Source organism: Nocardia sp. NPDC051052, from assembly GCF_044456045.1.
Taxonomy (GTDB): Bacteria; Actinomycetota; Actinomycetes; order Mycobacteriales; family Mycobacteriaceae; genus Nocardia.
This window is the reverse complement of the sequence record NZ_JBITFL010000007.1, coordinates 1-25,837: the sequence shown is the minus strand read 5'-3', so window position 1 is coordinate 25,837 and position 25,837 is coordinate 1. Positions and strand designations below refer to the sequence as shown.

22 protein-coding genes are annotated in these 25,837 nt (G+C 68.5%); 9 read left to right on the top strand and 13 right to left on the bottom strand.

Annotated elements, in window-relative coordinates:
• Window positions 1–63: 63 nt before the first annotated feature.
• Together ACIBCN_RS24460 and ACIBCN_RS24455 are read right to left on the bottom strand one after the other, a co-directional pair.
• A complete protein-coding gene (locus ACIBCN_RS24460; RefSeq protein ID WP_396993973.1) occupies window positions 64–3,447 on the bottom strand; it encodes an AAA domain-containing protein in 3,384 nt (1,127 codons plus the stop codon).
• A gap of 258 nt (window positions 3,448–3,705) precedes the next feature.
• On the bottom strand, window positions 3,706–5,499 hold the full coding sequence (locus ACIBCN_RS24455) for a DEAD/DEAH box helicase (protein ID WP_396993972.1): 1,794 nt from the start codon (window positions 5,497–5,499) through the stop codon (window positions 3,706–3,708).
• Window positions 5,500–5,561: 62 nt separating this feature from the next.
• Between ACIBCN_RS24455 and ACIBCN_RS24450 the strand changes: the two genes are divergently transcribed.
• Window positions 5,562–6,410, top strand: coding sequence for a carbon-nitrogen hydrolase family protein (locus ACIBCN_RS24450; RefSeq protein ID WP_396993971.1), 849 nt, complete (start codon window positions 5,562–5,564; stop codon window positions 6,408–6,410).
• Between the two features lie 40 nt (window positions 6,411–6,450).
• Window positions 6,451–7,074: a phosphoribosyltransferase gene (locus ACIBCN_RS24445; RefSeq protein WP_396993970.1), complete on the top strand. Its 624-nt coding sequence runs from the start codon at window positions 6,451–6,453 to the stop codon at window positions 7,072–7,074.
• A 75-nt stretch (window positions 7,075–7,149) separates the two neighbouring features.
• Here ACIBCN_RS24445 and ACIBCN_RS24440 read toward each other — a convergent pair whose 3' ends face one another.
• The 5 genes from ACIBCN_RS24440 to ACIBCN_RS24420 form a co-directional block, all read right to left on the bottom strand.
• Window positions 7,150–7,674 carry a gamma carbonic anhydrase family protein gene (locus tag ACIBCN_RS24440; RefSeq protein WP_396993969.1) on the bottom strand — a complete coding sequence of 175 codons (525 nt, stop codon included), beginning with the start codon at window positions 7,672–7,674 and terminating at the stop codon, window positions 7,150–7,152.
• 102 nt (window positions 7,675–7,776) lie between these two features.
• Complete coding sequence (locus ACIBCN_RS24435) at window positions 7,777–8,544, bottom strand: ESX secretion-associated protein EspG (protein ID WP_396993968.1); 768 nt, start codon at window positions 8,542–8,544, stop codon at window positions 7,777–7,779.
• Window positions 8,541–9,872, bottom strand: coding sequence for a WXG100 family type VII secretion target (locus tag ACIBCN_RS24430; protein ID WP_396993967.1), 1,332 nt, complete (start codon window positions 9,870–9,872; stop codon window positions 8,541–8,543). Before ACIBCN_RS24430 ends, ACIBCN_RS24435 begins: the two co-directional genes overlap by 4 nt.
• Window positions 9,865–10,305, bottom strand: a complete 441-nt coding sequence (locus tag ACIBCN_RS24425; protein ID WP_396993966.1) for a hypothetical protein — start codon at window positions 10,303–10,305, stop codon at window positions 9,865–9,867. Before ACIBCN_RS24425 ends, ACIBCN_RS24430 begins: the two co-directional genes overlap by 8 nt.
• A 38-nt stretch (window positions 10,306–10,343) precedes the next feature.
• Window positions 10,344–11,069: an alpha/beta hydrolase gene (locus tag ACIBCN_RS24420; RefSeq protein WP_396993965.1), complete on the bottom strand. Its 726-nt coding sequence runs from the start codon at window positions 11,067–11,069 to the stop codon at window positions 10,344–10,346.
• A gap of 169 nt (window positions 11,070–11,238) precedes the next feature.
• Between ACIBCN_RS24420 and ACIBCN_RS24415 the strand changes: the two genes are divergently transcribed.
• Window positions 11,239–12,165, top strand: a complete 927-nt coding sequence (locus tag ACIBCN_RS24415) for an SMP-30/gluconolactonase/LRE family protein (RefSeq protein WP_396993964.1) — start codon at window positions 11,239–11,241, stop codon at window positions 12,163–12,165.
• A 3-nt stretch (window positions 12,166–12,168) separates the two neighbouring features.
• On the opposite strand, the gene ACIBCN_RS24410 is transcribed toward ACIBCN_RS24415, so the two are convergent.
• Window positions 12,169–13,140 (bottom strand): helix-turn-helix transcriptional regulator, encoded by a 972-nt coding sequence (locus ACIBCN_RS24410; RefSeq protein ID WP_396993963.1) that lies wholly within the window; start codon window positions 13,138–13,140, stop codon window positions 12,169–12,171.
• Window positions 13,141–13,235: 95 nt separating this feature from the next.
• On the opposite strand from ACIBCN_RS24410, the gene ACIBCN_RS24405 reads away from it, so the two are divergent.
• On the top strand, window positions 13,236–14,381 hold the full coding sequence (locus ACIBCN_RS24405) for an epoxide hydrolase family protein (protein ID WP_396993962.1): 1,146 nt from the start codon (window positions 13,236–13,238) through the stop codon (window positions 14,379–14,381).
• A gap of 43 nt (window positions 14,382–14,424) precedes the next feature.
• Here the strand turns inward: ACIBCN_RS24405 and ACIBCN_RS24400 are convergent, their stop codons facing one another.
• On the bottom strand, window positions 14,425–15,309 hold the full coding sequence (locus ACIBCN_RS24400; protein ID WP_396993961.1) for a hypothetical protein: 885 nt from the start codon (window positions 15,307–15,309) through the stop codon (window positions 14,425–14,427).
• A 299-nt stretch (window positions 15,310–15,608) separates the two neighbouring features.
• Between ACIBCN_RS24400 and ACIBCN_RS24395 the strand changes: the two genes are divergently transcribed.
• Together ACIBCN_RS24395 and ACIBCN_RS24390 are read left to right on the top strand one after the other, a co-directional pair.
• A complete protein-coding gene (locus ACIBCN_RS24395) occupies window positions 15,609–16,781 on the top strand; it encodes an acyl-CoA dehydrogenase family protein (protein WP_396993960.1) in 1,173 nt (390 codons plus the stop codon).
• A 9-nt stretch (window positions 16,782–16,790) separates the two neighbouring features.
• Window positions 16,791–17,990 carry an acyl-CoA dehydrogenase family protein gene (locus tag ACIBCN_RS24390; protein WP_396993959.1) on the top strand — a complete coding sequence of 400 codons (1,200 nt, stop codon included), beginning with the start codon at window positions 16,791–16,793 and terminating at the stop codon, window positions 17,988–17,990.
• A 39-nt stretch (window positions 17,991–18,029) separates the two neighbouring features.
• Here the strand turns inward: ACIBCN_RS24390 and ACIBCN_RS24385 are convergent, their stop codons facing one another.
• Window positions 18,030–18,557 (bottom strand): hypothetical protein, encoded by a 528-nt coding sequence (locus ACIBCN_RS24385; protein ID WP_396993958.1) that lies wholly within the window; start codon window positions 18,555–18,557, stop codon window positions 18,030–18,032.
• A gap of 291 nt (window positions 18,558–18,848) precedes the next feature.
• On the opposite strand from ACIBCN_RS24385, the gene ACIBCN_RS24380 reads away from it, so the two are divergent.
• Window positions 18,849–19,142, top strand: coding sequence for a hypothetical protein (locus ACIBCN_RS24380; protein ID WP_396993957.1), 294 nt, complete (start codon window positions 18,849–18,851; stop codon window positions 19,140–19,142).
• A gap of 119 nt (window positions 19,143–19,261) precedes the next feature.
• Window positions 19,262–20,095 (top strand): GNAT family N-acetyltransferase, encoded by an 834-nt coding sequence (locus tag ACIBCN_RS24375; protein WP_396993956.1) that lies wholly within the window; start codon window positions 19,262–19,264, stop codon window positions 20,093–20,095.
• Window positions 20,096–20,538: 443 nt separating this feature from the next.
• Here ACIBCN_RS24375 and ACIBCN_RS24370 read toward each other — a convergent pair whose 3' ends face one another.
• From ACIBCN_RS24370 to ACIBCN_RS24360, 3 genes are all read right to left on the bottom strand, one after another.
• The gene (locus tag ACIBCN_RS24370) at window positions 20,539–21,216 is read right to left on the bottom strand and encodes a serine/threonine-protein kinase (protein ID WP_396993955.1); all 678 of its coding nucleotides are present in this window, start codon (window positions 21,214–21,216) and stop codon (window positions 20,539–20,541) included.
• Window positions 21,192–23,045 (bottom strand): serine/threonine-protein kinase, encoded by a 1,854-nt coding sequence (locus tag ACIBCN_RS24365; RefSeq protein WP_396993954.1) that lies wholly within the window; start codon window positions 23,043–23,045, stop codon window positions 21,192–21,194. The genes ACIBCN_RS24370 and ACIBCN_RS24365 overlap by 25 nt, the downstream gene beginning before the upstream one ends.
• 133 nt (window positions 23,046–23,178) lie before the next feature.
• Window positions 23,179–24,549 carry a serine/threonine-protein kinase gene (locus ACIBCN_RS24360; RefSeq protein ID WP_396993953.1) on the bottom strand — a complete coding sequence of 457 codons (1,371 nt, stop codon included), beginning with the start codon at window positions 24,547–24,549 and terminating at the stop codon, window positions 23,179–23,181.
• A gap of 112 nt (window positions 24,550–24,661) precedes the next feature.
• Here ACIBCN_RS24360 and ACIBCN_RS24355 point away from each other — a divergent pair, with 112 nt between their 5' ends.
• On the top strand, window positions 24,662–25,432 hold the full coding sequence (locus tag ACIBCN_RS24355; protein ID WP_396993952.1) for a deoxyribonuclease IV: 771 nt from the start codon (window positions 24,662–24,664) through the stop codon (window positions 25,430–25,432).
• Window positions 25,433–25,837: the final 405 nt, after the last annotated feature.

Sequence of the window (25,837 nt, the reverse complement as noted above, 5' to 3'; positions counted from 1 at the left end):
CCGTTGTAAACCACAGTGGTTGGCGATCCATCGGAACCCCTGATCGCGCCGGACCGGCCCGTCTTAAATCCGTGGTGAGGCGGACAGTCGCAGGAAGCCGGCCAGGTCTGGCATCTCTTCCGGGGACGCGGGTAAATACTCGCTCAGTAGGGGGGAGCGGATGATGATCGCTTTCCACATGGCGCGGCACAGGGCGGCGTGGATCAGGGCGCGGGACAGTAGGAATGGCATGCCGTAGGGGGCGTCGGCGGGGGTGGATGTGGTCATCGAGAGCAGGACTACGGCGGCTTCGCGGCCGCGGAAGCGGTCGGGGGTGCCGACTAGTACGTCCTCGATCCGGGCGCGGGCGAGCAGGGTTCGGATTCGGCCGACCTGGGCGGCGTACGGTGCGACCACGAAGATGTCGTGGGGGTGCAGTCGCCGGGTTGTCGCGCCGATGGTCCAGTTCATGGTGAGCAGGGCGCGCACGCGGCGGACCACCTCGCGTGCCTCCGCCGCGGATTCGGTGGCATTGCCGTGGTGCGGGACGAGGACGGTGCTCACGCCGGCGGCTTCGCCGTCGAGTTCCCTTGCCAGGGTGACGGTTTCGTTGGCGCGTAGGCGTCCGTCGTAGTACAGCCGGGAGATCGGGTCGCACACCTGCGGATGCATCCGCCAGGTGCGGTCCAGGAAGTAGCCGCGTTCACCGGGCAGCGTGTGCCGTCCCTCGGCGAGCCAGCCGAGCACCGATTCGCCGACCGGTTCCGGGTGCGCGCTGTGCGTGGCCGGTGGCACCGGATCGCCGAGCAGCAACAGGTTTCGCGCGCTGACGCCGACCGCGACGGCGTCGGCCAGCGGGAACCGGCCCGCGTCGGCGATCACCAGCAGGTCGAGTCCCTCGCGCGAGATCATCTCTTCGTTCGCGAAATCCGTTGGGGTGCCGCCGAGTACGCAACCGCTGATGGCGTTGTCCAGGAACCGCGCGTACCGGGAGGCGTCGATGACGACCCATTCCGGCGCCACCGACTCGACGTCCTTCTTCGCGACGAGTTCCGGCAGCACGCCGACCCGCACGACCGCGTCGAGGAGGTTCTCCACGGTCGAATGTGTCTGTCCGACAATGCCGATCCGCCATTTGTGCCGGGTTACCAGGCGCTCCAGTACGCGGGCGGCAGTGGAGGTCTTGCCGGTGCCCGACGGGCCCTGCACCGCGAGGTAGGAGTTGTCCAGTTCGCGCATCGCGGCGGTGATCGCGGCGGCATGATCGCCGTGCACCTCGGGCAGCGCGGCACCGGTGCGCAGCCGGGGCGGGCGGCGGGCGAGCAGGTCGAACACGGCGCCCGCCGGAATCTCCGGGAGCGCGACAAGCAGCTGCTGGGCGGCGAATTCGACCGCGGTCTCGGCGTTCCAGTCCCAGGCGGGTAGGCCGGGTGCGATCGCGGTCGGTAGCTCGTCGTAGGGCTCGCAGCCGTCCGGCAGCAGTTCCTCCAGGCGGACGGCGTCGTCGAATTCGGCGTCCACCGAGCAGCCGAGCACGGTGGCGACGGCGGTGGCGCGGCGTCCGATGGCGGTCACCATGCCCGCGGCCGCGGGCCGATCGTAGAAGGTGTAAACGGTGGCGCCCGGCGTCAGCACGGTGGCCGGACCCGGCCCGCCCGCACTCCAGCTCGAACCGATCCGGCCGGTCAGCGTGAGATACCGGCGCATGGTCGGCCGGTCCGGACTGCGATGCCACTTGGTGTCGACGGTGCCCCATTCGGCGACCAGAACCCCTGGGGCGTCGGCCCATTCGTCGACCGGATGACTGAGCCGATCGACGTGCGCCCACCACAGCGGCTGCCGCTCCCGCCGGTGATACCCGAGCGCCGCGGCCATCATGGCGGCGGTGTGCCGCGGTTCGTCCTGCGCCGCGGCGTATTCGGCGAGCGCCGCCTCGAACGAGGAGGGCCGCGAGGGCGGTATCGGCTCCAGCTCGTCCGGACCTGCCACCTGACACCACGACCCGGCCCGCTCCAGCGTGATCGCCTGCGGGTCGATGCGCTGCTCGGCGGCCCGGTCCAGCAGCCAGTCCCGGAGCCGCAGCACCGTAAGGCAATCCCGTTCGGCGGCGGGCGAATGCGCCGCGCCGGGCAGCAGCCGCGCCAGCCGGTTCAAGCGATAGGACCGTTCACCGACGATCAGCGCGTTGCGCACGATGGGATACAGATCGACGAGCACACCGTCGCACAGCAACTCGTCCACGATCTCCTCGCCGACGCCGGTGCTGCCGGTGCAGTGCAGCAGGGCGCCGCGCACCGCGGAGGTGTAGTGATAGACGTGCATGTCCGGATACATCCGCCTGCGCTGCGCGAGATAGTCGAGTACCTCTTCCAGCGCGCGCCGCTGCCCGGCCGCCTCGCTGCCCGGCTCACCCTCGATGCCGAACGGCCCGCGGAAGGTGAGGTGCACGGTGCCGGGACCGCCGACGTCCACGGCCAGCGGGGAACGCCCGCCACCGTCGACGGTGAGCGAGAGGTCGCCGGGGGAGGGTGGCGGTAGTGCGCCGAGCGCGATCGGGTCGATCAGGCTGTGTGTCGGCAGGCCGGAATCCTCCCGGCGCAGCTGGATTTCGGCTTGGCGGCGCAGCGCGGTGAAGGTGCGCGGCGGCACGCCACGCACGGTGCTCTCGGTGCTGACCAGCCGGTCGATGGTGCTCACGCCCGCTTCGCGAAGCCGGGCCCGGGTCGTGGTCGGCATGCCCGCGACGAGCAGCAGGTCCCGCGCGGCCGCCGAGGCCGTCGTGCAGGTCCCGCAGCGTCCGCAGGCGAGATACCGGGGATCACCCCACTGCACGGGTAGCAGCTCGCTCAGCTTCTCGTCCAGGATGTGTTCGACTCTGCGCCTGCGGGATCGGTACACCGGGATCTGATCGCTCAGCGCGTACGCGGTGTTGTCCGCGCCGAGATGCAGCCGGATCAGCGGGCCGGTCAACGATCCGCTGTGATCCACCGCGTCGGCGCAGGCGGCGAGTTCCAGTGCGGTGCCGACCCGGTCGGCCTTGCCGTGCGCGGTGCCGTGCACGGTGTAGCGCACCCGATGACCGGCACGCACCAGGAAATCGCAGGAACAGTCGAAGGCACCGTCGAAGAAGGTGGCGCCGTGGATCACGTGCACCCCCGCGCGCAGCGCCGCGATAGTTTCCGCGTGCGCGGCCGTCAACGCGGCGATCAGCGTCTTCGGGCTGTCCGACTTGTGCTGCGGGCGTTGGATCTCCACCATCGAGCTGCCGAACCGGTCGCGGAAGTCGCTGAGCCTGCGATCGCGCGAGTCGTCGAACCAGGTGCGTGGCTCGGGCGCCCATTCGGCGGTGGTTTCCGGATCGGCCGCGACGGTGCCGAGTTCGGTGTCGAGGGCGCGAAGCAGCGCGAATTCACAGCGCGCCGCGCGCACGAGGTCGACGGCGGAGCAGACGACACGATCACCGAACACGAACAAACGCGGCCCTCCTGTGTCTTGCGGGACACCCGCACCCGGTCGGTGACGATGAACGGGCTGCGCAATTGTCGCCCATCGACGCCTCGGGTCGATACGGGACACCCGCACCCGATCGGCATCGATGAGCAGGCTGCGCCATTGTCGCTCATCACGTCTCGAGTTTGCGCGGGACACCCGCTGCCGTCGGCACTAATTACGTACGGACGGCAACACTGTAGCTAGCGCGTTTGACCTCGGCGTACCCTGCCCGGCTCAGGAGCGGGGCTGACGGCGCTCCGGCCGCTTCGCATTCCCGCCCTCACGGCGCGGGCCGCGGGTGAAGGAGCGCTGTCCCGGCGGACCCTGATCGGGGGTCAGCTGGATGAGGACGCCGCTGATCCTGGTGCGCCGCAACGCTTCCAGCGTCTCGGCGGGCAGGTTCGCAGGCAGTTCCACCAGGCTGTGGTCGGGCCGGATGCTGATGTGCCCGAAGTCGCTGCGGCGCAGGCCGCCCTCGTTGGCGATGGCGCCGACGATCGCGCCGGGCACCACGCGGTGCCGCTTGCCGACGCTGATCCGATAGGTGGCGAGCTCCTCGCCGGTGGCCCGTTGGTGCGAACCGAAACCAGACCGATCATCGTCGCCTTCGAACCTGCGCGGTGCGCGCTCGGGGCGTTCGCGGCGCTCGCGCACCGGCTCCGGCGGTTCGGGTTTCATGAGGAAGTTCTCGCCGTCACGCGACAGCACAGCAAGCGCCGCCGCGATGTCGACGAGCGGAATGTCGTGCTCGCGTTCGTAATCCTCGATGAGCCTGCGGAACAGCGCCAGGTTCGAGGAGGTCAGGCTCTCGGTGATGTTGTCGCCGAACTTGGCGACGCGCTGCGCGTTGACGTCGTCGACGCTGGGCAGCTGCATTTCCTGCAGCGGGTGCCTGGTGGCCCGCTCGATCGACTTGAGCAGGTGGCGTTCGCGCGGCGCGACGAACAGCAACGCCTCACCGCTGCGCCCGGCCCGGCCGGTACGGCCGATGCGGTGCACGTAGGACTCGGTGTCGTGCGGGATGTCGTAGTTGACCACGTGCGAAATACGGTCCACGTCGAGACCGCGCGCGGCGACATCGGTGGCGACCAGGATGTCCAGCGAACCGGACTTGAGCTGTCCGATGGTGCGCTCGCGCTGGTTCTGCGCGATGTCGCCATTGATCGCCGCCGCGGAAAAGCCCCTGGCGCGCAGCTTTTCGGCCAGCTCCTCGGTGGCCTGCTTGGTGCGCACGAAGATGATCATCGCCTCGAACGACTCGACCTCGAGCACCCTGGTCAGCGCGTCCAGCTTGCGCTGATGGGAGACCTGCACCCAGCGCTGGGTGATGTTCGTCGCGGTGGAGGTCTTCGACTTGACGGTGATCTCGACCGGATTGTTCAGGTACTGCTTGGAGATCTTGCGGATGGCCGCGGGCATGGTCGCCGAGAACAGCGCGACCTGCTTGGTGGACGGCGTGTCCTTGAGGATGCGCTCGACGTCCTCCTGGAAGCCCATCTTCAGCATCTCGTCGGCCTCGTCGAGCACCAGGTACTTCAGCTGCGACAGGTCGAGCGTGCCCTTCTCCAGGTGATCGATCACCCGGCCGGGCGTGCCGACCACCACGTGCGTGCCCCGGCGCAGCCCGGACAGCTGCACGCCGTAGGCCTGGCCGCCGTAGATCGGCAGCACATGCAGCCCGGGAATATGGGTGGCGTAGCGACCGAACGCCTCGGCCACCTGGATCGCGAGCTCGCGGGTCGGCGCGAGCACCAGGGCCTGCGGGAGTTTGCCGGAGGTTTCGAGACCCATCAATATCGGGATCGCGAACGCGGCGGTCTTGCCGGTGCCGGTCTGCGCGAGGCCGACCACATCGGCGCCGCTGAGCAGTGGCGGAATCGTCGCAGCCTGGATCGGCGACGGCGACTCATAGCCCACATCGGCGATGGCCGCGAGAATGCGGTCATCGATCCCGAGATCGGCGAAGGTCGGGTCGTCGGTGTCCCTGTCGTTGTCGCCAGGAACGCTGTCGACCTGATTGGTACTCATTGACCAGGAGTTTACTGCCTCGTGCTGGCCAGCCCAGCCACCGCCCCAATACGGTGAGACGTATGCAACTGGATAGCTCCGATACGAATCAGACCCCAGCACCGAACCCGCTGGACGTGGCGGTCGTCCAGTTCGCCCCCGGCACCGATCCGTCGGCCAACCTTTCCGCACTACGCGAGCACGTGCGCGCCGCGCGCTACCGGGGCGCGCGAGTGGTGATCGCACCGGAATACTCGATGTTTGCCGTCACCCGGCTCGATGAGCGCGTCGTTGCCGTCGCCGAACCCCTGACCGGGCCGTTCGTCACCGGACTCGGCGAGATCGCCCGCGAATTCGGCGTGCATCTGGTCGCCGGAATGGTGGAGCAGGTCGCGCCGGGCGGCAGTCGGATCCACAACACGCTCGTCGTCCTCGGGCCAGACGGAACCCTCGTCACGAAGTATCGGAAGGTGCACCTCTACGACGCCTTCGGCTTCCTCGAATCGGAGGTCGTCGAGGCGGGCGCGATCGAGCCGCCGGCCACCTTCGATGTGGCGGACGTGACATTCGGCTTGCAGACCTGTTTCGATCTGCGCTTCCCGGAAGGCATCCGCCGGGTCGCCGCCGTGGGCGCCCAGGTGCTGGTGCTGCCCGCCCAGTGGATTCCCGGCCCGGCCAAGGTCGATCAGTGGACGACGCTGCTGCGCGCCCGCGCCATCGAGAACACCGTCTACGTGGCCGCCGCCGATCAGGCCGCGCCACGCGGCGCGGGCGCGTCGATGATCGTCGATCCGACCGGTGTGGTGCTCGCCGAACTTGGCGATGAAGAAGGTGTGCTGACCGCCGGGATCGACCTGGCCCAGCTTGCCGAGGTTCGTACGACCAATCCGAGTCTCGCGTTGCGGCGATTCGCGATCGCCGAGCGGACGTAGGCACCACGGCGCTCCCCGATTGGGCGTAGCGTTTTGCGGGATGATCTACACAGATCGGACATCGGCCGGTCGCGCGCTCGCCACGCATTTGGCGGCTTTGCGCGCGGCACATCCGCTGCTGCTCGGCCTGCCGCGGGGCGGGGTTCCGGTGGCCGCCGGGGTGCGCGAGATCATCGGCGGTGACCTCGACATCCTGCTGGTCCGCAAACTCGGCGTGCCGTGGCAGCCGGAGCTGGCGATGGGCGCCATCGGCGAGGACGGTGTGCGGGTGCTCAACTCGGATGTGTTGTCGCACATCGGGATAACCCCGCAGGAGTTCGCCGCGATCGAGGACAGCGAACGGGTGGAGCTGGACCGGCGCCGGACGGTATGGCGCGGCGCGGTGCCACCGATCCCGTTGGCCGGGCGCACCGTGGTGATCGTCGACGACGGCATGGCGACCGGTGCGACCGTGGTGGTCGCCTGCCGGGTCGCCCGCCTGCATCAGCCTGCTCAGCTCGTCGTCGCCGTACCGGTCTCTTCGGCGGAGGCGCTGCGCAGAGTCGCCGCGGAAGCCGACCAAGTCGTGTGTCCCTTGGTTCCGGAAAGCCTCGGTGGCGTCGGCACCGCCTACGAGGACTTCCACCAATTAGCGGACGAAGAAGTCACCACGCTCCTCGCCTGAGGGCCACCCGTCCTGCTCCTCCGCACACGGAATCGCCTGCGAAACCTGGTGGCGGGAAACAAGAAATGGGCGTGGTCAGACCTCGGTGATGCCTTTCCGGTGGCGCTGCGCGAGCTCGGCATAGAAGCCGGGGTTGAGCTTGATCCATCCCTCGGCCGGGGTGCCTTCGATGGGGCGCTTCACCACGGCGGGGGAGCCCGCGGCGAGCACGCCGTCGGGAATCTCGGTGCCCGGCTGGACCAGCGAGTGCGCGGCGATCATCGTGCCCGCACCGATTTTCGCCATGTCCAGCACCGTGGTTCCGTTGCCGACAATGGCTTCCGCGCCGACGAACGCGCCGTGGAACACCACGCTGTGTGCGATGGTCGCGCCCGGCCCGATCTCCATCGGCACGTCCGGCGGCACGTGCAGCACGGCGTTGTCCTGGATGTTGGCGCGTTCGCGAATGGTGATCGGCGCGAGGTCCGCGCGCAGCACCGCGCCGTACCAAATCGACGCGCCCGCCTCGACCCGTACATCACCGATCAGGGTGGCGGTCGGCGCGATGAACGCCGTCGGATCGACTTGTGGCCGTTTGCCTTCGAATTCATAGAGGGGCATGTGGACACCGTAACGCCGGGGAGTTACCGGTTGCCGTGCGTTCGGCGTGGGTCTGGTCGTCCCCGGCGGGTTACCCAGGTACTTGCGAAGATAGGTGAATTTTCACCAGCGGTCGGCGTAGGCGCTGGCCCGTTCGGCCGCGGTGACCATCGGGCGCAGCTGCGCGATGAACCCGTGGGCGGTCACCGGAACGATGTCGACATCGGTGCCGGTGCGCACCGAGTAGCGGCCGTCGTCGAGCACATCGATCCAGCAGAGCACCCCGAACGGGCGTAGCTCGCCCTCGCCGCGGCGCGCGGACACCACGATCTGACCGATGCCGTCCCTCGGCTGCCGCAGCAGCCTGCGGATGCGGGCGGGTACCGTCGGCCCGGCGACCGGGACGGTGACCAGGTCGCGGCTGTCCTCGCCGACCCTGGTCAGCGGCGCGGTCAGGCGCGGCGTTGTCCCGGGGGTCTGCTCCGGCAGCATCGAAACGACCCGGGCGGTCAGGCTTTTCACACTCCCGACGAACAGTCGGATGTCACCGCCGCGGTCCGCGGTCGCACCGGGTCGCTGCGCGGCCACCACGGCGACATTGCCCGCCGCCGCGCCGAGCACGCGCACCGGACGGATCGCGTCGGAGCCCGGCGCACCGTCGCGCTCGCCGAACACCTCGATCCGCAGTACCGGCGCGCCGAGCACGCGCAGCGCCGCCTCGAGGTCGGCGTCGAGCACCCGATCGCACCAACTCTGCAGGGCCGGTAGTTGGGCGTCCCGCTCGGCGGTGTCGCGCGCGGACAATCGGACGGCCAGCGGATAGGGGATCCGATCGCCGTCGGTGCGCGCCCATGCCAGCGCGAACTGGTCCGGCGTCAGCGTCCAATTCACTCCAGCTCGGTCCACTCGCCGAGCACCGGCGGCGTGGTCGGATCGATCGAGCCGATCAGTTCGCCGTTGTCGTCGGACGGTTCGAGGTAGGTCGGGAGGTCGTCGAAGTGGAAGTCGTCCTCGTCCTCCTCGTCGAAGCGCGCGTTCGCTGCGGTGGCCGCGTTCGCGGCGACGCTGGATCCCTGGCGCGGTGCGTCGCCTGCGACCATCGCCCCACCCATCAGGCCGCCCATCGCGCCCGCGCCGAGCCCGCTGACCGCGTCGCTGCCGCTGTTACCGCTGCTGCCGCGTCGCTCGTCGCGCTTGCGCTGCTCGTCGGGTGTGTTCGTGCCCGCGCTGCCCGGTGCGGTCGGGACAACGACCGGGTGGGCCGACGCGGTGGTGGTGCTCGGTGTCGCGACGGCGGGCATGGCGGGCGCGGTGGGCAGCCTGGTCGCGGCCGGTGCCAGGGACAGTGGCGTGTCTGTCGCGGCCGCGGCGACCCGCGGTGCTGCGGGGGCGGCGGGACTTCCCGCGCCCGCGTCGGCAGCCCCGCCGACGGCGGCAATCGTCGTCGCGGGGGCGGTTTCGTCCTGCTGCCGCTCGGGTGCGACCTGCTCCTCGGCCGGTGCATCGGCCGCCGGTGCCGCGACCGGTTGCGTCGCGGTCGACGAGGTGCTCAGTGGAATTGGTTGCGCGACAGAGGTTCCCGCGTCGGCGCCGGGCCCGGTCACATTGGCGACCGGTGCGGCGCTCGGCGTGGCCGGCGCGGCACCGAACTGCTCGTCCAGGAACGCGGGCACGTCGGTGCCGGTCGGGATGAACACCCCGGTGTAGATGTCGTTCATCGCCCGCACGATGTCCTGACGGGTGTGCTCGGTCGTCTTCTGGTCGGCGACATTGCTGGTGGCCTGGGTCGGATCCAGCAGCGCGGCACCCAGGTCGGGCGTCTTCCCGGACGGCGTGGACACCGCGGCCCGCAGCGCCTCCGCCGCGTCGCCAGCCTGACCGAGCCGCTGCGAGACGACGGCGAGCACGTCCGCGAGGTCCTGACCGGTCTGCTCGAATCCGTACACGGCCTCGGCGGCACGTTGCGCCGCGCTGCCACGCCAGCCGTCGGCGATGGCCGCCCGAATCTCGGTGTGCGCCTGGGCGACCGCGTCGGCCAGCCCGGCCGCCGCGTCACCCCAGGCCTGCTGCCCGCCGGTGAGCACCGCGGGCTGCATCAGCTGGACCTTCTCGTGGATCTCCGGATGGGTCATGCTGTCGAAGATCTCGACGGTCGGCGCGTACGGCGGGTCGTTGCGCCTGTTGGTCGTCCGTTCAGGCGTGTGCGGCAACTTACGCATGGGTCGCTCCCTCCGCGTCGATCCGGCCGACGGCCGACGCGAGCACGTGGTCGGCGCGGTGGTAAGCCGCCCCGGCGGCGCGGAAGGTCAGCGCGAGTTCCCTGGCCGCTTCGGCGTATTCCCATAATCGGGTGAGCGCGCCGTGCGCCTTCGTCTCGAAGCCCGCGCGCAGCGCGTCACCGGAGGCGAACCCGCCGAACCCGGGCAGCGACGAGGCGGCGTTGAGCGATCGAATCTGGTCCTCGATCTGATTGGCCAGTTGCTCGTAGCGGCGCGCGCATCGTTCGTGCACCCCGCTCGCCACGAGCACGCGGTCGATCCACAGCTCCCCGTCGCTCACCGCGGTGTGTAGCCCGGCGGCGCTGACACCGGGCGCCGTGAAATCCGACAGATCCGGGCTCGCGACCCCATTGGCGTTCTCGTTAGATGGCACCTGACGTCCCCCTTCCTCATCTCTGAGCGAGGCTCAGTTCACGGGCGCCGTGCCAACCCCACGACGACACCCTGCATCCAGTCCGCGATGTCGGCAGCGACCCGCGCGTGCACCGGCTCGTGCAGAAGATCATGCCCGGCATCGGCGTACTCGCGTAAATCTACCGATTCGTGGCGCTGAGTCCATACCCTGACCGCATCAATCGGTGCTCGCCTGTCCTCGACACCGTGCACCGCGAGGATCGGAAGGTCGCGCGGCAGTGGTGTTCCCAGCGCGCCGGGCACGCCCCCACCAAGCGCCCGCTTCGAGACTCCGGACAGCACCACGCCGGTCACCGCGGCCGCGGGAATGGCGGGCCGCAGTGGGTAAGCGCGCTGCACAGCGGTGGTATCCGCAGCAGCCCCGCCCGTTTCCGGCGCCGCGGCGCCGAGCATGCCGAGCACGGTGACCGCGCCGAGCGAATGGCCCATCAGGATCAACGGCGGTCGCGGTGCGGTCGCCCGGACGATGTCGAACAGCCGCACCGCGTCCGCGACCAATTCCGCCAGCGTGCCGGGGTTGCCATGATCGCCCTCGCTGAGCCCCTGTCCGGAGGTATCGAGCGCCCGCATTTCGACGGCGGCGGTCTGCAGTGTCCTGGCGAATCGGTGATAGTGGCCGCTGTGCTGACCGAATCCGGGCAGCAACAGTACTGTCGCAATACTGTTTTCGATCGGCCACCGTCGATAGTGCATCCGGCCGCGTTCACCGTCGAAGAATGGCATGTGCTGATCTTGCCAAAGATTTTGTCGCTCAGAGTGCTTCGCGATGCATCCGGTCGGCCGCGTCCCGTCTTCGCCCCGGCCATGCGCGGTGTGAGCACGGACCTCTTCTGTTCAGGTGGCTAGACTGCCAGCCGATCGCAGTATCGGCTTATCGAGACCGAGGTGCCCGTTGAGAAGACTCCGTCGCCCAGGTTCTCTACTGTGGCCCGCCGCGCTGATCGCCCTTGCGGGCACCGCACCGGTCGCCACCGCGGACCCGGCCGCAGCGCAGCCGATCGCCTCGTGCGCGCCCGCGCTCGCCGCGACCGCGGTGCCCGCCGGAATACCGATGCTCGACTGGTCGGAGAATGTCGGCTACGACGTCGCGGGCAACCTGTGGGTCTCCCGGGTGTACCGCAACGTGGTGCAGCGCTATGACCGTTCCGGCGCGCTGACCGCGACCGTTCCGGTGGACTTCCCCGGTGCCGTGCGCAGTGGTCCGGATGGCTTGCTTTATGTCGTCTACGGCGATACGCCGACCAGCCTGGTCAGTCCCGGCGGGGTGGTCCGTTTCGACCCGACCGCGGCCGACCCGAAGCCCGAGGTCTTCGTCTCCGGGGTGCGAACCATGCCCAACGGAGCGGCCTTCGACGAAGACGGCTACCTCTACCTCGGTGCGTCGCTGTCCGGCGTCATCCGGGTGCGCCCGGACGGCACCATCGACACCGCGTGGACCGACCAGGCCCCCAAGGGAAGTGCGAACGGCGTCGTCGTGCGCGACCGCACGCTCTATGTCACGACCAACGGCGGCCCGCTCGGCCGGATTCTGCGGATCCCGATCGATGCTCCCGGCGACGTGTCCGTCGTCGCCGACGTCTCTTCGCCGGTGGCCGGTGTGCCGGACTTCACCGATGATCTCATCATCGATTCGGCCGGAATCCTTTACGTGACCACAGTTTTCGGCCAACTCGTCCGCGTCGATCCGGCCACCGGTGCCGCCTGTGCCGTGCTGAGCGGTGAGCCGATGACCTCGGTCGTTGCCACCCCGGGACAGCCCGATCAGCTGATCGCGGGGACCGAGGGCGGCGCGGTCCTGCGAATTCAGTTGCCTCGCTGAGCCTCAGCGCGCCTGGCCGCCGACGGCGCGGTCGATGCGGGCGGACACCGTGCGCAGCCGCCGGATCAGCTCCGGCGGTTCGTGCACCTCGAAATCGGCACCGAGGGCAATCAGCCGGTGCGCCATCCACTCCGGGGCGTCGTCCCGGCGGGTGTCGAGGCGGCAGGTGTTCTCATCGACCACGATGACCTCGCCCGGTTCGTCGCCCAGCCGCCCGGCGATCCGTCTCGCGGGTGCGTGAATGGTGACCGAGAGTTGGAAAGTCGGTGTACCCCAGTCGGTTCGGCGTCCAGACACATATGCGGCGGGATCGTCGGCGGGTAGTTCGCGCGGGGTGAAGCGAGCGGCGGTCGGCTGCGGGCGTTCGATGCGATCGACCCGGTAGACGCGCCAGTCGTCCCGGTCGACGTCATAGCCGACGAGGTACCAGCGATGCCGGGACGGGACCAGCCCGGCCGGTTCGGCATGCCGCCGGGATTCCGTGCCGCCCCCGTCGCGATACGTGAAACGCACGCGCTCGCTGTTGGTTACGGCAGCGGCCAGCGCTGTCAGCACCTCCGGATCTACCAGCGGACTCGTATCGGTGGGCAGCGCCAGCGCGGTGCCGAGCACCCGCACCCGGCGGCGCAGCTTCGCCGGCAGCACCTGCTCCAGCTTGGCGAGCGCGCGCACCGACGCCTCCTCGATGCCGGCCACCGCGTATCCCGCGGCGGCACGCAGCCCCACCGCGATCGCGACCGCCTCGTCGTCCTCGACCAGCAATGGTGGCAGCGCGGAGCCCGCGACCAGTCGATAGCCGCCCGCGGCGCCCATCGTCGCGTCGACCGGATAGCCGAGTTCACGCAGCCGATCGATATCGCGGCGCACCGTGCGATCGGTGACGCCGAGCCGTTCGGCGAGTTCGCTGCCCGGCCACTCGCGCGGGGTCTGCAGTAGGGACAGCAGGCGCAGCAGCCGGGCGGGTGTGGCGTTCATGGATTCGAGGATTCCAGATAACTAGGACGTAGATGGTCCTACATGACTCCTAACGTGGTGCCTAGATCACCGGATCGACACAAGGAGCAGCACCGATGACCGACAATCGCACCGCAGTTCGCCCGTTCCGCATCGACATCGCGCAGGCCGACCTGGACGATCTGAACGATCGGCTGCGCCGCACCCGCTGGTCGGCACAGCTGCCCGGTTCGGGACGGGACCGCGGTGTACCGGTCGCCTACCTGCGCGAGCTCGCCGACTATTGGCGGACCGAATTCGACTGGCGCGCACAGGAAGCGGCACTGAACGAGTTTCCCCAGTTCCTTACCGAAATCGACGGCCTCGACGTGCATTTCGTGCATGTGCGCTCGCCCGAGCCGGATGCGGTGCCGCTGATCCTGACCCACGGCTGGCCGAACACCTTCGTCGAATTCAGCAAAACCATCGGCCTGCTCAGCGATCCGCGCAAGCACGGTCTCGACCCGGCGCAGGCCTTCCACGTCGTGGTGCCGTCGGTGCCCGGCTTCACGTTTTCGGAGGGGCCGCACGAGTTGGGGATGACGCCGCGCCGGGTGGCCGAGATGTGGCTCGTGCTGATGGACCGGCTCGGCTACCAGCGGTTCGGCGCCCAGGGCGGCGATCTCGGCGCGTATGTCGCGCCGGAAATGGCGATCGCGGCGCCGGACCGGGTGATCGGCGTGCACATCGACGGCGGCATCGGCATGCCGACCGCGGCCGACGTGCCGACCATGACCGCGGACGAGCGCGCCGAATGGGAGCTGATGCAGAAGTGGATGACCGGCGTGAACCACCATGTGCTGCTGCACGCCGCGCCGCAGACCTTCGCGCACGCGTGGACCGACTCACCGGTCGGCCTGCTCGGCTGGCTGATGCACAAGTTCAACGAATTCGCGCCGCTCGCCGATCAGGCCGAGGATGTCATCGACCGCGCCCACCTGCTGACCAACATCAGCCTGTACTGGTTCACCAATACCGCGGCCAGTTCATCCTGGCCGATGTACAACGGCCTCGGCGACAACGGATTTGCCTGGCCCAAGGGCCAAAAGCGGGTTCCGACCGGCGTTTACGGCGGAGGTTCGGCGCTGATGCTGCGGCTTGCCAAGCGCGACAACGACATCGCGCACTGGCCGACGGGCAATACCGGCAATCACTTCGTCCCGATGGAGCTGCCGCGGCAGCACGTGGCCGACATTCGCGCCTTCTTCGCCAAGATCAGCTGAATCCTGTGGTGCGGCACCGCCATCGTGGCGGTGCCGGGGCGGGCTAGTTGGCGGGCTTGCTGAATTCGCCGTGCACTGCGGCACCGGCGGGCACGCTAGGAGTGGTCGTGGGTGCCGGGGCGGGCGCGGGTGCCGGAACAGGCTCGACAGCTGCGGGGGCAGGCGCCGGTGCCGGGGCAGCAGGCGCTGGTGCGGGCTGCTGCTCGACGGTCGGTCCGGGCGCCGGTCCGACCTCTGTGCCGTTGGGTCCGGGCGCGACCAGCCCCGGCGCGCCGGTGTTCGACGGCTTCGGCTGGATCACTGGCTGGTCCGGAACCATGAAGGTGCCGACGGTCGGCGTCATCAAGCAATGCGCGAACGGGTAGTCGATGATGCCCCACATCGAGGCGATCACCGTGCCCGGCCCGCTGTTCACCGTCTTGGACAGCGACGGCAGGCCGTACTCGGTCATGTCGTCGAGCGGGTCGATCCCGCTGGCGCCGTTGTTGATGTTCACCCAGGCCACGACGAGGCCCGAGGCCAGCGGCGTGCCGGAGTGCGCGGGGGTCGCGCTGAACCGCAGGGTGCCCGGCGCGATATTGAGGTCCTGGCTGTTGCCGATCCCGTCGGTGGTCGCGGCGGCGATGATGGTGGTGACCGGCCCGATGCTGCCGCAGCCGAAAGTGGGTGCGGCATAGGCGAACGGGGTGAAGGCGCTGGTGACATGGCGCAGTCCGGCCACGTCGGCGAGCTTGGTGTATTCGGTCAGCGCGCCGACACCCGCCTGCACGGCGGGGTCGGGACCTGCGGTCTCGGTGAGGTGGGCCAGCCCGGCGTCCAGCGGTGACGGTTCGGGATCGGCGCCCGCCGTGCTCCCAATGGTCAGCGCCGCGCCGATGCCGAGAGCTGTCACGGCCGATGCGGCGCGTGCGATGGTCCTGCCGTTCACTCGAACTCCTCGATACGCAAAGTCTCGGGGTCCCCAACCCACGTGCAGCAACGTACCAGTTCGTCTGGAATACCGCCCAGGTAGCACAGACTTGGCCTGATTACGGAGACACGCTGGCAGGACTGTTCGCTGAGATCACTTATCGGGACTGTCTGCTGAGATCACCTATGAAGGGCCGGAAGTGCGACACAGTTGCAGGTAAACGCGGAGAGTGGGACACAGTTGCAGGTAAACGCGGAGAGAGGATTACTGGGGAGTAGTTTGGACTCAGACGTTACGAGACACAGACGGAGCTGCGTATGAAAATAAGCCTGTCCCCAGACGAAGTCGCGTTCCGCGACGAACTGCGAAACATCTACCGCACCGAGATCCCCGCCGACATCCGTGAGCGCTTCAAGTACGGCCAGGAGCTGTCCCGCGACGACATCGTCCGCTCGCACAAGGCCTTGAACGACAACGGACTCGCGGTGCCGAATTGGCCGGTCGAGTGGGGTGGCAAGGACTGGACCCCGATGCAGCGCCACCTCTGGCAGGACGAGATGCAGCTCGCCTCGGTACCCGACCCGCTGACGTTCAACGCGCAGATGGTGGGTCCGGTGATCGCGCACTTCGGCTCGCAGGAGCTCAAGCAGCGCTTCCTGCCGCCGACCGCCGCGCTCGACATCTGGTGGTGCCAAGGCTTTTCCGAGCCCGACGCGGGCTCGGACCTGGCCTCGCTGCGCACCACCGCGGTGCGTGACGGCGACTCCTACATCGTCAACGGCCAGAAGATCTGGACCACGCTGGCCCAGTACGCGGACTGGATCTTCTGCCTGGTGCGCACCGATCCGAGCGCGGCGAAGAAGCAGGCGGGCATCTCGTTCCTGCTGTTCGACGTGAAGTCGCCCGGCGTCACCGTCCGCCCGATCAAGCTGATCGACGGCGGCTACGAGGTGAACGAGGTGTTCTTCGAGAACGTCCGCGTCCCGGCCGATCAGCTGGTCGGCGAGGAGAACATGGGCTGGACCTACGCCAAGTTCCTGCTCGGCAACGAGCGCACCGGCATCACCGGCGTCGGCCGCACCAAGGTGAAGCTCGGCATCGCGAAAGAGTATGCGGCGCAGACGAAGTCGGGCGACGGCACGCTGCTGGGCGATCCGCTGTTCGCGGCCAGGGTCGCCGAACTGGAGAACGAGCTGCTCGCGCTGGAACTCACCCAGCTGCGGGTGGTCTCGAATTCCTCGGACGGCAAGCCGAATCCGGCGTCCTCGGTGCTGAAGCTGCGCGGCTCGGAGCTGCAGCAGGCCGCCACCGAGCTGCTGATCGATATCGCGGGCCCGGACATGGTGCCGGTGGGTGCCGACGAGATCGCCTCGCCCGGTTGGGCGCAACGCAGCGGTCCTAGCTACCTGAACTATCGCAAGACAACCATCTACGGAGGCTCCAGCGAGGTGCAGCGCACCATCATCGCCTCCACGATCCTCGGATTGTGAGGCGCCGCCATGGATTTCGATCTCACCGATGAACAGGAAATGCTGCGGGACACGGTACGTGACCTGCTCGCCCGCAACTACGACCCCGAGACCAGGCTGAAGGTGACCGACACCGAACTCGGCTGGAGCCGCGAGGTGTGGCAACAGCTCGCCGAACTCGGTGTGCTCGGACTGACTTTCACCGAGGAGGACGGCGGCGTCGGCGCAGGCCCGGTGGAGACGATGGTGGTGCTGCAGGAGGTGGGGCGCAGGCTGGCGCCGGAGCCGATCCTGGACGCGGTGCTGCTGCCCGGCGCGCTGATCGCCCGCGCGGGCACCACCGAGCAGCGGCAGCGGGTGCTGCCCGAGGTCGCGGCCGGCAACAAGCTGCTCGCCTTCGCGCATGCCGAGCCCGGTGTGCGCTGGCCGTCCACCGAACTCGCCACCACCGCTGTGGCTGTGTCTGATGCGGCATCCGCGGGGCCCTCCGTGGTTACGCGGGCTGCCTCCTCCGTGCCTGACGCTCCCGCCGGGGGTGATTCGTACGCGCTGACCGGCGTCAAGAACCCGGTTACCCACGGTGACTGTGCCGACGACCTTGTGGTCAGCGCACAGCTGCCAGGGGGCGGGACCGGGCTGTTCCTGGTCGCCGCGGACGCGACGGGCGTGACCCGCAAGACTTACCGCACGGTCGACGGGCAGCGCGGCGCACAGCTCGAATTCGACCAGGCCACCGCCGAACTGCTCGGCGGCGATGCCGACGCGGCCGAGGCGATTCAGTCGGCGCTGGTGCAGGCGCAGGCGAGCCTGTGCGCGGAATCCATCGGTGCGATGGAGGAGGCGCTGCGGTTGACCACCGATTACCTGAAGCAGCGCAAGCAGTTCGGGGTCACCCTGTCGAAGTTCCAGGCGCTCACGCACCGGGCGGCCGACATGTACGTCTCGCTGGAACTGGCGCGCAGCATGAGCCTCTACGCCACCGCCGCCGTCGCGGATGACGCGATCGACCCGCAGGTCGCGTCGCGGGCCCGCCTCCAGGTCGGTCGCTCGGCGCGGCACATCGGTCAGGAAGCCATCCAGATGCACGGCGGCATCGGCGTCACCGCGGAATACCCGGTCAGTCACTACGTGGCCAGGCTGACCGCGGTCGAGCGCACGCTCGGCGGCGGGCTCGAGCACCTGCGGGTGCTCAGCGCGCGGGTCGGCGAGTACGGGCTGCCCGAGCTGTAAGCCCTTGCGGTGGTGTGCGTTCCGCGCACCACCGCAAGGTCACTCGTCGTCGGTTGATTGCCCCGAGTACGGGCTGCTGCCGTACGGATGCGTTGTCGGCTCGTCCGGAGTCGTCGTGGTCGGTCGCGGCCGCGTTGTCGTCGGCCGGGTGGTGGTCGGCCGCGTCGTGGGCGCTTCGGTCGTTGTCGGCGACTCGGTCGTGGTGGGTCGAGCGTCCTCGGAGGGACGCTCGTGCGGCACGTTGCCGTTCGGCAAGGCGCCCGGTGCCTCTTCCGGCGGCGGCGTTTCACCGGATGTCGTGGTGCTGAATCCGGTGAACGGCGTCGCGTGCGGCGCCTGGTAGGGCGCGATCTGCCAGGTCGGCGACGGGGGAATCGCCACCCTCGGCACCGTGCCGCTCGGTCCCTCGTGCGCAACGGGTGCGACGTTCGGGTCCGATTGCAACGGCGGGGGCGCGACGTAGGTGTCCTGCTTGCCGATCCCGCAGGCGCCGATGAGGACGAGCCCGACGGAGATCGCCCCTGCGGCGATCGCCGGACCTGCGATCTTGGTCCTGATGCTCTCCATCGGTGATCACTCCTGCTGCGGTTCGAGTCGGGATCACCTTACTCGAGCGCGGTCCACGCGGCCAGACGAAGCGGTCGCCCTCGGTGCGTCCGAGAACCGGGTTTTAAACACACGTAATTCAGATATCGAATTGATTTCATCGGCGTGTCGTGGGCACGTGTCGCTGTCATACGGCGGGGCATGGTCGTAGCGTGTGAGCAAAGTTACGCGTGAGACGCCTGTACCCAGATGAGAGAAGCGTTGTGTGATGAACGCGGCATTGGTTCTCTGATCGGCGTCATCGAGGAGTAGATGATGGGAGCTTACTCGACAACGTCGCCGCGGGAGTCGTCCGCAGCCGCCAAGGATGCGGTGTCGGCTACTTCGCAGCACCTCGTGTCGAACAAGTCAGCGCGCTCGCTGTCCACGGTCATTTCGCGGATATTCGCCTGGCTTTTCTTCGTCGGTGGAATCGTCGGGGCTGTCCTCGGCATCGCCGGCTTACACGTCGAGATCACCGTCGCCGGACTGATTCTCGCGTGCACCGCAGGGCTGATCCTGCTCAAACTCCGCACAGGTGGCAGTGGCGGCAACGAAACGGATTGACGCCGAACCCGACTGAGGCCATGGCCAACCGGACTACTGGTCGGTCGGTCACCGAGCGATCACCGCTGGTCACCGAAAAATTCGGGCGCGCAACGCTTTAGCCGCCTACCGTGATCATCATGAGGATCGAGATCACCACGGATGCGGCCGAGTTCCGCTCGCGCACTGAGTCGTTCCTGCTCCGTGATCCGCTGCGGCACACCGTGATCACCACGAGCATCGCCAACCAGGTCGAGGGCGTCCAGACCCCCGACCGCGCCGCGCGGTTCCTATCGGTACATGCCGACGACGCCACCGTGGTCGGCGTCGCCATGCGGGCGCAACGCTGGGACGTGTATCTCGGTGAGCTGCCCGAGGGCAGCGCGGCCGCGGTGGCCGACGCGCTGGCGGAGGTGGTTCCGGAAAGCACCGGCGTCGAAGGGATTGTCGCCGACGCGACGGCCTTCGCACAACGCTGGAGCGACCGATTCGGCGTCAGCTTCCGGCCGTCCTTCGGCACTCGGCTGTACCGCCTCGGTGCGCTGCGCATCCCCGACGTCCCCGGAACACCGCGCCGGGCAACCGAATCCGAGCTGCCGATGTGCCTCGAATGGGCGGCGGCCATGCACAACGATGCCGGGATTCCCGCCATCGCACTCGACAAAGCGGCCATCGGCAAGCGGGTCGCCGCGGGCATGATCTGGTTCTGGGAGCGAGACGGCCGGCCGGTAAGTTTTGCCGCCCACCAGATCCCGGTACACGGCTGGTCCCGCATCGGGCTCGTCTACACCCCGGCGCAACACCGCGGCCACGGCTACGCCAGCGCCGTCACCGCCCACATCGCGCAGGTCCTGCGCGCCGAGAGTTTGGACGTCTGCCTCTTCGCCGACACGGCCAACCGCACCGCGGGCAAGATATACCAGGCCATCGGCTTCCATCCGACGCACGAATTCGTGCATCACGAATTCAGTTAGACGACTGCGTGTTCCGCCGCCCCCACGAACTCAGTTCAGCGGGGCGGCGGTCCACCACTCCATGAATTCGGGGTAGGTGGCGATGAAGCCGACGCTGTACGTCGTTGTCGAGCGGGGGTGCCGACCCAGGAGCGTAGGAGAAACAGCCCGCCTTGTTGTAGCCCGTTCCGGCCTGAACCAACTGCCGGGGCGTGGTTTCCGGCAGCATGGCGGCGAACTCGTTGCTCAGTGCCGCGGCATTCGCGCCCACCTGGCTCGGTCCGGCGTCGGGCGCGCCGAGGCCGACGGCTTGGTGCTCGGCGTTGCGCCGCTGGTACGGGTCGTAGTCGGCGCTGTGCTGGTCGGGGACACCCTGACGGTAGTGGTCGACCCGGCGGAACCTGTTCCGCCGCGCGAGAATACGACGACCGAGGCGATGAGTCCGAGGACAAGCAGAACGGCGATCACGCCACCGGCCATGACGTTGGGCTGGGAGCGGCGGCGGTCGCCATCGAGAGCCGCGTCGAGAGCGGGGTTTTCGGTGCCCCGGTCGTGCTGAGGTGTCGCCGCGGGCGGCTGGTACACCACCGTGGTTGGCTGATTCGGCACGAATTGTTGCGGTGCGGTGAGCGCACGCCATGCGGCACCGGCAAATGATCGAGCAGCGCACCGGACAGCTGCTCCGGCGATGCGTATGCCAGTGTCGCGGTGAACGTCCCGGTCTGCGTCAGCCGTCCGGTCTCGTCGCGAAAGCGCGCGATCCCGAAGTCGGTGAGCAACACCCGCTCACCCGCACCACCCGCGCCTTCGAGCAAGATGTTGGCGGGCTTCACATCTCGATGCAGAATCCCTCGGCTGTGTGCGAAGTCGAGCGCCTTGGCCGTCTCGCCGATGATCTGCACCGCCCGCCGCGGCGGCAGCGACCAGGCGTCCACCGCGGCGGCATCGGTGCCGTCGATGTATTGCATCGAGATCCACAGCTGCTCATCTGCGACGCCGCGGTCGAACACGGTCAGGATGTTCGGGTGGTCCAGCCGGGCCACCAGGTCGGCTTCCCGAGTAGCGATCCGATCAGCGTGGTGGTCGGGCGACGGGCGGGCCCGCTGTGCGGCATCGGTCAGTTCAGCGGTGCCGAGCGCCACCAGCGCAGAGTCTGGTCGATGGAGCCGATGCCGTCGGTGAACATCAGGTACTGGGCGCGGTCCGGATCTCCGGTGAAGGCCGTGACGATCTTCGGACCGCCGGCATCGAATTTATAGTTGGTGTAGGACTTTCCGCCGTTGGAGTCCATCGACTTGCTGTTGGCTGGCAGCGACTTCACTACCGACTGCGCGTCGGCGGCGGACTTGTAGACATAGATGCGGTAGAGCGGATCCGAATTGTCGCCGCCGCCGTAGCAGCGCCACTGCCAGGCCCAGGCGCCGAACTCCGGGTCACCATCGCTGGGCGAGGGCGTGTAGCTGGTGTCGGTTTCCCAGCATTTGGCGCCGTTGTAGCCCACCTGCTCGGTCTTGGTCGCGGGCACCATGCGCGGGAATTCGGCGCTGATCGAGTCCGCGGTCGCGGCCACGGTGGTGCCGGGCCCGGCACCGTGCGCGGTGGTGGTCGTGCTGCCCGCGGCCGACCCCGAATCGCTGACCGCGCCGATGATGGCGAGCGTCACGACGATGAGCACCACGACCGCCACACAGATGCCGATGATGAGGCCGACATTGGACTTCTTCGGTGGTCGTCCCGCGACACTGACCGGGGACATGGGTGGCGGTGGGGTGTAGTTGTATCCGGGGCGCGGCCCAGAGTTGTATCCGGATTGCGGCCCCTGGTACGGGCTGGTCGGCTGTGGTGCCTGTCCGGTCCCGTGCTGTTGTGCCACCAGTGTGGCCGGGGGTGGTGTCGGGAATTGCGCTCCCGCAAGGTAATTCGGCCCGCTCTGCGGCTGACCCTGGCCGTGTGGCCCTTGATAGGGCGGGCCGCCGGTCGGGGTCGGCGGTCCGGTGGTCGGGCGCGGTCCGGTGGTCGGGCGCGGTCCGGTGGTCGGGCGCGGTCCGGTGGTCGGGCGTGGTCCGGTCACCGGCGTCGGCGTCGGCGGCGCGGTGAACGGCCGCGGGCCGCCGACCACCGGCATCGACGGCACGCTGGGATTGGTGAGCGCGTGCCGGGCGGCCGCGGCGAAGTCGGCGCAGCTGGGATACCTGTCGTCCGGTCGCTTCGCCATCGCCCTGGCCAGCACGTTGTCCAGCGCGTACGGCAGGCCTTGGCGGTGGCTGCTCAATGCGGGCGGCGCGCCCTGCAGGTGACCCTGGATGACCGCCGCCGGATTGGTCGCGGAGAACGGGCCGGTTCCGGTGAACAACCAGAACAGCGAGCAGGCCAGCGAGTACTGATCCGACCGGTGGTCGAGCGCCGAGCCGGTGAGCTGTTCGGGCGAGGCGTAAGCCAGTGTGGCGGTGAAGGTTCCGGTCTGCGTGAGGTGGCCGGTGTCGTCCCGGAAGCGGGCGATGCCGAAGTCGGTGAGGTACACCCGCTCGCCGCGCCCGCTGCCGGAGCGGGCCAGCAGAATGTTCGCGGGCTTGACGTCGCGATGCAGCACGCCGATGCCGTGCGCGTAGTCGAGGGCGTCCGCGGTTTCCTTGATGATCTGGATGGCGCGCTCGGGTGGCAGCGCCTGTGGTTGCACCGACGCGGCGTCGATGCCGTCGATGTACTGCATGGAGATCCACAGCTGCTCGTCGTCGAGCCCACGGTCGTAGACCGTGACGATATTCGGGTGATCGAGCTGGGCGACCAGATCCGCCTCCCGTTCGAACCGCGCCCGCACCTCCTTGTCGAAAAACATCTCCCGGTTCAGCAGCTTCAGCGCGGTCAGCCGCGGCAGCCGAGGATGTTTCGCCAGGTAGACCGAACCCATGCCACCGCGACCCAGTTGCCGCTCGATGACATAACCGGCGAAAACGTCACCGCTGGCCAGCATGTCTGCTCCACTTCCCGCCGCCCGTCGGGACCCACCGACGAACAGGCGCACAGCATAAGAACACGTGACCCGGCACGGGCCGGACCACGGAAAACATCGAAACCATAGCAGTAGTCACTGAACCGACAGCCCCTCAGCGAAAGCGAGGCAACGCCAGCGACATTCGATAGCGAACAGCTATCGGCGGAGGCCGCGCGTCCGGCGGCGGCTGCTGCCGACGAGCTGCCGAACCGGGACGCATGGGCAGGTCCGGCAGCTCGATAGTGCCGCGCCGAACAGTCCGCCGCGGCGGCAGAAAGGTCGGTGGCGGCACCGATCTGCGCGGCGGCGCCGGTGGTGGCACGGATGTCGTTGGCGGCGGCCCTGATTCGTTCGGCGTCGGCGCGGCGGTGGGTGTTCCGCTGCCCGGCGGCATGGTCTGGTTCGGCGGGTGTGGATGGCTCGGTGGCGTCGTCGAGTCGGACGGGCGGTCCGGTTGAAACGTTAAGTGGTGCCGTCGGTCTGGGGGGAATGTCGAGTGGTGTGGATGGTCCGGCGGCGTCGTTGAGTGGTGCGGACCGTCCAGGGGGAATGTGCGTGTCGGGGGAACCGGCGCGGGCCGTGTGTTGGGTGTGTACCCACCGTGCGCGGGTCCGGCTTGGTGCCGGGGCCTGCCGACGGCGAGCGCGTGGCGGGCCGCCGCGGCGAACTCCGCGCAGTCGGCGAACCGGTCGGCGGGTCGTTTGGCCATCGCGCGGGCGAGCACTCCGTCCAGCGTGGGCGGCAGGTCGGCCCGCGTCCGGCTCAGCATCGGCACCGGTGCGAACAAATGGCTGTTGACTACGGCGGCCGGATTCACACCGAGGTAGGGCGCGGCACCGGTCAGCAACCAGAACAATGTGCACGCGAGTGAGTACTGATCGGCCCGATCGTCCAGCGGCTGCCCCATCAACTGTTCCGGCGCGCCGAACGCCAGCGTCGCGGTGATCGAACCCTTCGAGCTGAGCGTGGTGTCGCTGCCGCGCACGCCCGCGATGCCGAAGTCGGTGAGCAGTACCCGCTCCGGCTGCCCGATCGGGGCCTTGGCCAGCAGGATGTTGGCCGGTTTCACGTCACGGTGCAGCACCTCGTTGGCATGCGCGAAATCGAGGGCGATCGCGGTATCGCTGATGATCTGCACGGCACGCCCAGGCGCGAGCACATTCACATCCGCGCAGGAGGCGTCCGCGCCTGGCACGTACTGCATGGAGATCCACAGCTGCTGGTCCTCGGCGCCGCGGTCGAACACCGTGACGATATTGGGGTGATCGAGTTGCGCGACCAGATCGGCCTCCCGCTCGAAGCGGCGGCGGATCTCGACCTCGCTGTACAGCTCGCGTTTGAGCAGTTTGAGCGCGGTCAGCCGCGGCAACCTCGGGTGCTTGGCCAGGTAAACGGTGCCCATGCCGCCATGGCCGAGGACACGTTTGATGAGATAGCCAGCGAAGACCTCGCCGGTCTGCAACACGGTGTTCACCCCCGTCATCAGGTCGAGCGCGCGGATACTACCGATGTATCTCGCAGGGCCCGCGCGATGCAACAACCCCCCGTCCGGCATCCGTGGATTGCTGTCGGTGGTGGTCGTTAAGCTGGCCCCCATGCGCATTGGAGCACACGTCCGGCAGGACGGCGACCCGATCGGCTTCGGTGAGAAACTCGGTGCCGATGTCATCCAGATGTTCGTCGTCGATCCGCAGAGCTGGGACAAGCCGACCCCGCACCCGCGGACCGAGGAGATCGTGGCAAGCCCGATCGACGTGGTGGTGCACTCGTCCTATCAGATCAACGTGGCGAGCCTGAACAATCGGCTGCGGATGCCCTCCCGCAACGCGGTCGCCCAGCAGGCGAAGGCCGCCGCCGATCTCGGCGCGTTCGGCCTGGTCGTGCACGGCGGTCACGTGCGCTCCGACGCCGAACTCGAGACCGGAATCGACAACTGGCGCAAGCTCTTCGAGCGCCAGCAGGACAAGGGCGGCTTCGCCGTACCGATCCTGATCGAGAACACCGCGGGCGGCAACCACGCCATGGCCCGGCATTTCGACTCCATCTCCCGATTGTGGGACGCCGTAGGCGATTTCGGCGCAGGCTTCTGCCTCGACACCTGCCACGCCTGGGCCGGCGGCGAAGAACTGATCGGCGTAGTAGACCGCATCAAGGCGATCACCGGCCGAATCGACCTGGTGCACTTGAACTCCTCGCGCGATGAGTTCAATTCCGGCGCAGATCGCCACGCCAACTTCTCCGACGGCACCATCGACCCCGAACTCCTCGCCGAAGTCTGCAAAACCGCAGGCGCCCCAGTCATCCTGGAAACCCCCGCCGAGGGCGTCGCCGACGATTTGGCTTACCTCCGCGAGCACATCGGCTGAGTTGTCGGGCGTCTCTCCGGGTGGGAGTCTGGGGTGAGCTGTGTAGGGAGTGGGCGGGTGCTTGCGCACCCTGTGGGTGGGTGTAGTTGTGTAGGGGTGGGTTGGTGCTTGCGCACCTTGGGGGGTGGGTCGGTGGGGATGGGTGCTGCGCACCCACCTGCGGTGGTGAGCATTGAGGTGAGTCATGTGGCGGCTTAACGATCTTGGATGGCAGCCTTTTGACTCACGTCAATGCATATGCAGGCCCGGGCGTTCATCGAGGTGAGTCTTATGGCGGCTTAACGATGTTGGGTGGCGACCATTTGGCTCGGTTGATCTTGAAAATGTTCGAAACGTCACCACAGCCAGGTGACCACCTCGGGAACGTGAGTTCGCGCGCCTGACGTGCACCTACAGCCGGGTACG

Bases quoted from the DNA above. Each gene is read 5' to 3' on its own strand.
- ACIBCN_RS24380 (WP_396993957.1), top strand. From the start codon at position 18,849: ATGATGGGAGCTTACTCGACAACGTCGCCGCGGGAGTCGTCCGCAGCC.
- ACIBCN_RS24375 (WP_396993956.1), top strand. From the start codon at position 19,262: ATGAGGATCGAGATCACCACGGATGCGGCCGAGTTCCGCTCGCGCACT.
- ACIBCN_RS24450 (WP_396993971.1), top strand. From the start codon at position 5,562: ATGCAACTGGATAGCTCCGATACGAATCAGACCCCAGCACCGAACCCG.
- ACIBCN_RS24405 (WP_396993962.1), top strand. From the start codon at position 13,236: ATGACCGACAATCGCACCGCAGTTCGCCCGTTCCGCATCGACATCGCG.
- ACIBCN_RS24390 (WP_396993959.1), top strand. From the start codon at position 16,791: ATGGATTTCGATCTCACCGATGAACAGGAAATGCTGCGGGACACGGTA.
- ACIBCN_RS24410 (WP_396993963.1), bottom strand. From the start codon at position 13,140: ATGAACGCCACACCCGCCCGGCTGCTGCGCCTGCTGTCCCTACTGCAG.
- ACIBCN_RS24360 (WP_396993953.1), bottom strand. From the start codon at position 24,549: ATGACGGGGGTGAACACCGTGTTGCAGACCGGCGAGGTCTTCGCTGGC.
- ACIBCN_RS24365 (WP_396993954.1), bottom strand. From the start codon at position 23,045: ATGCTGGCCAGCGGTGACGTTTTCGCCGGTTATGTCATCGAGCGGCAA.
- ACIBCN_RS24385 (WP_396993958.1), bottom strand. From the start codon at position 18,557: ATGGAGAGCATCAGGACCAAGATCGCAGGTCCGGCGATCGCCGCAGGG.
- ACIBCN_RS24395 (WP_396993960.1), top strand. From the start codon at position 15,609: ATGAAAATAAGCCTGTCCCCAGACGAAGTCGCGTTCCGCGACGAACTG.
- ACIBCN_RS24455 (WP_396993972.1), bottom strand. From the start codon at position 5,499: ATGAGTACCAATCAGGTCGACAGCGTTCCTGGCGACAACGACAGGGAC.
- ACIBCN_RS24430 (WP_396993967.1), bottom strand. From the start codon at position 9,872: ATGCGTAAGTTGCCGCACACGCCTGAACGGACGACCAACAGGCGCAAC.
- ACIBCN_RS24355 (WP_396993952.1), top strand. From the start codon at position 24,662: ATGCGCATTGGAGCACACGTCCGGCAGGACGGCGACCCGATCGGCTTC.
- ACIBCN_RS24420 (WP_396993965.1), bottom strand. From the start codon at position 11,069: ATGCCATTCTTCGACGGTGAACGCGGCCGGATGCACTATCGACGGTGG.
- ACIBCN_RS24445 (WP_396993970.1), top strand. From the start codon at position 6,451: ATGATCTACACAGATCGGACATCGGCCGGTCGCGCGCTCGCCACGCAT.
- ACIBCN_RS24440 (WP_396993969.1), bottom strand. From the start codon at position 7,674: ATGCCCCTCTATGAATTCGAAGGCAAACGGCCACAAGTCGATCCGACG.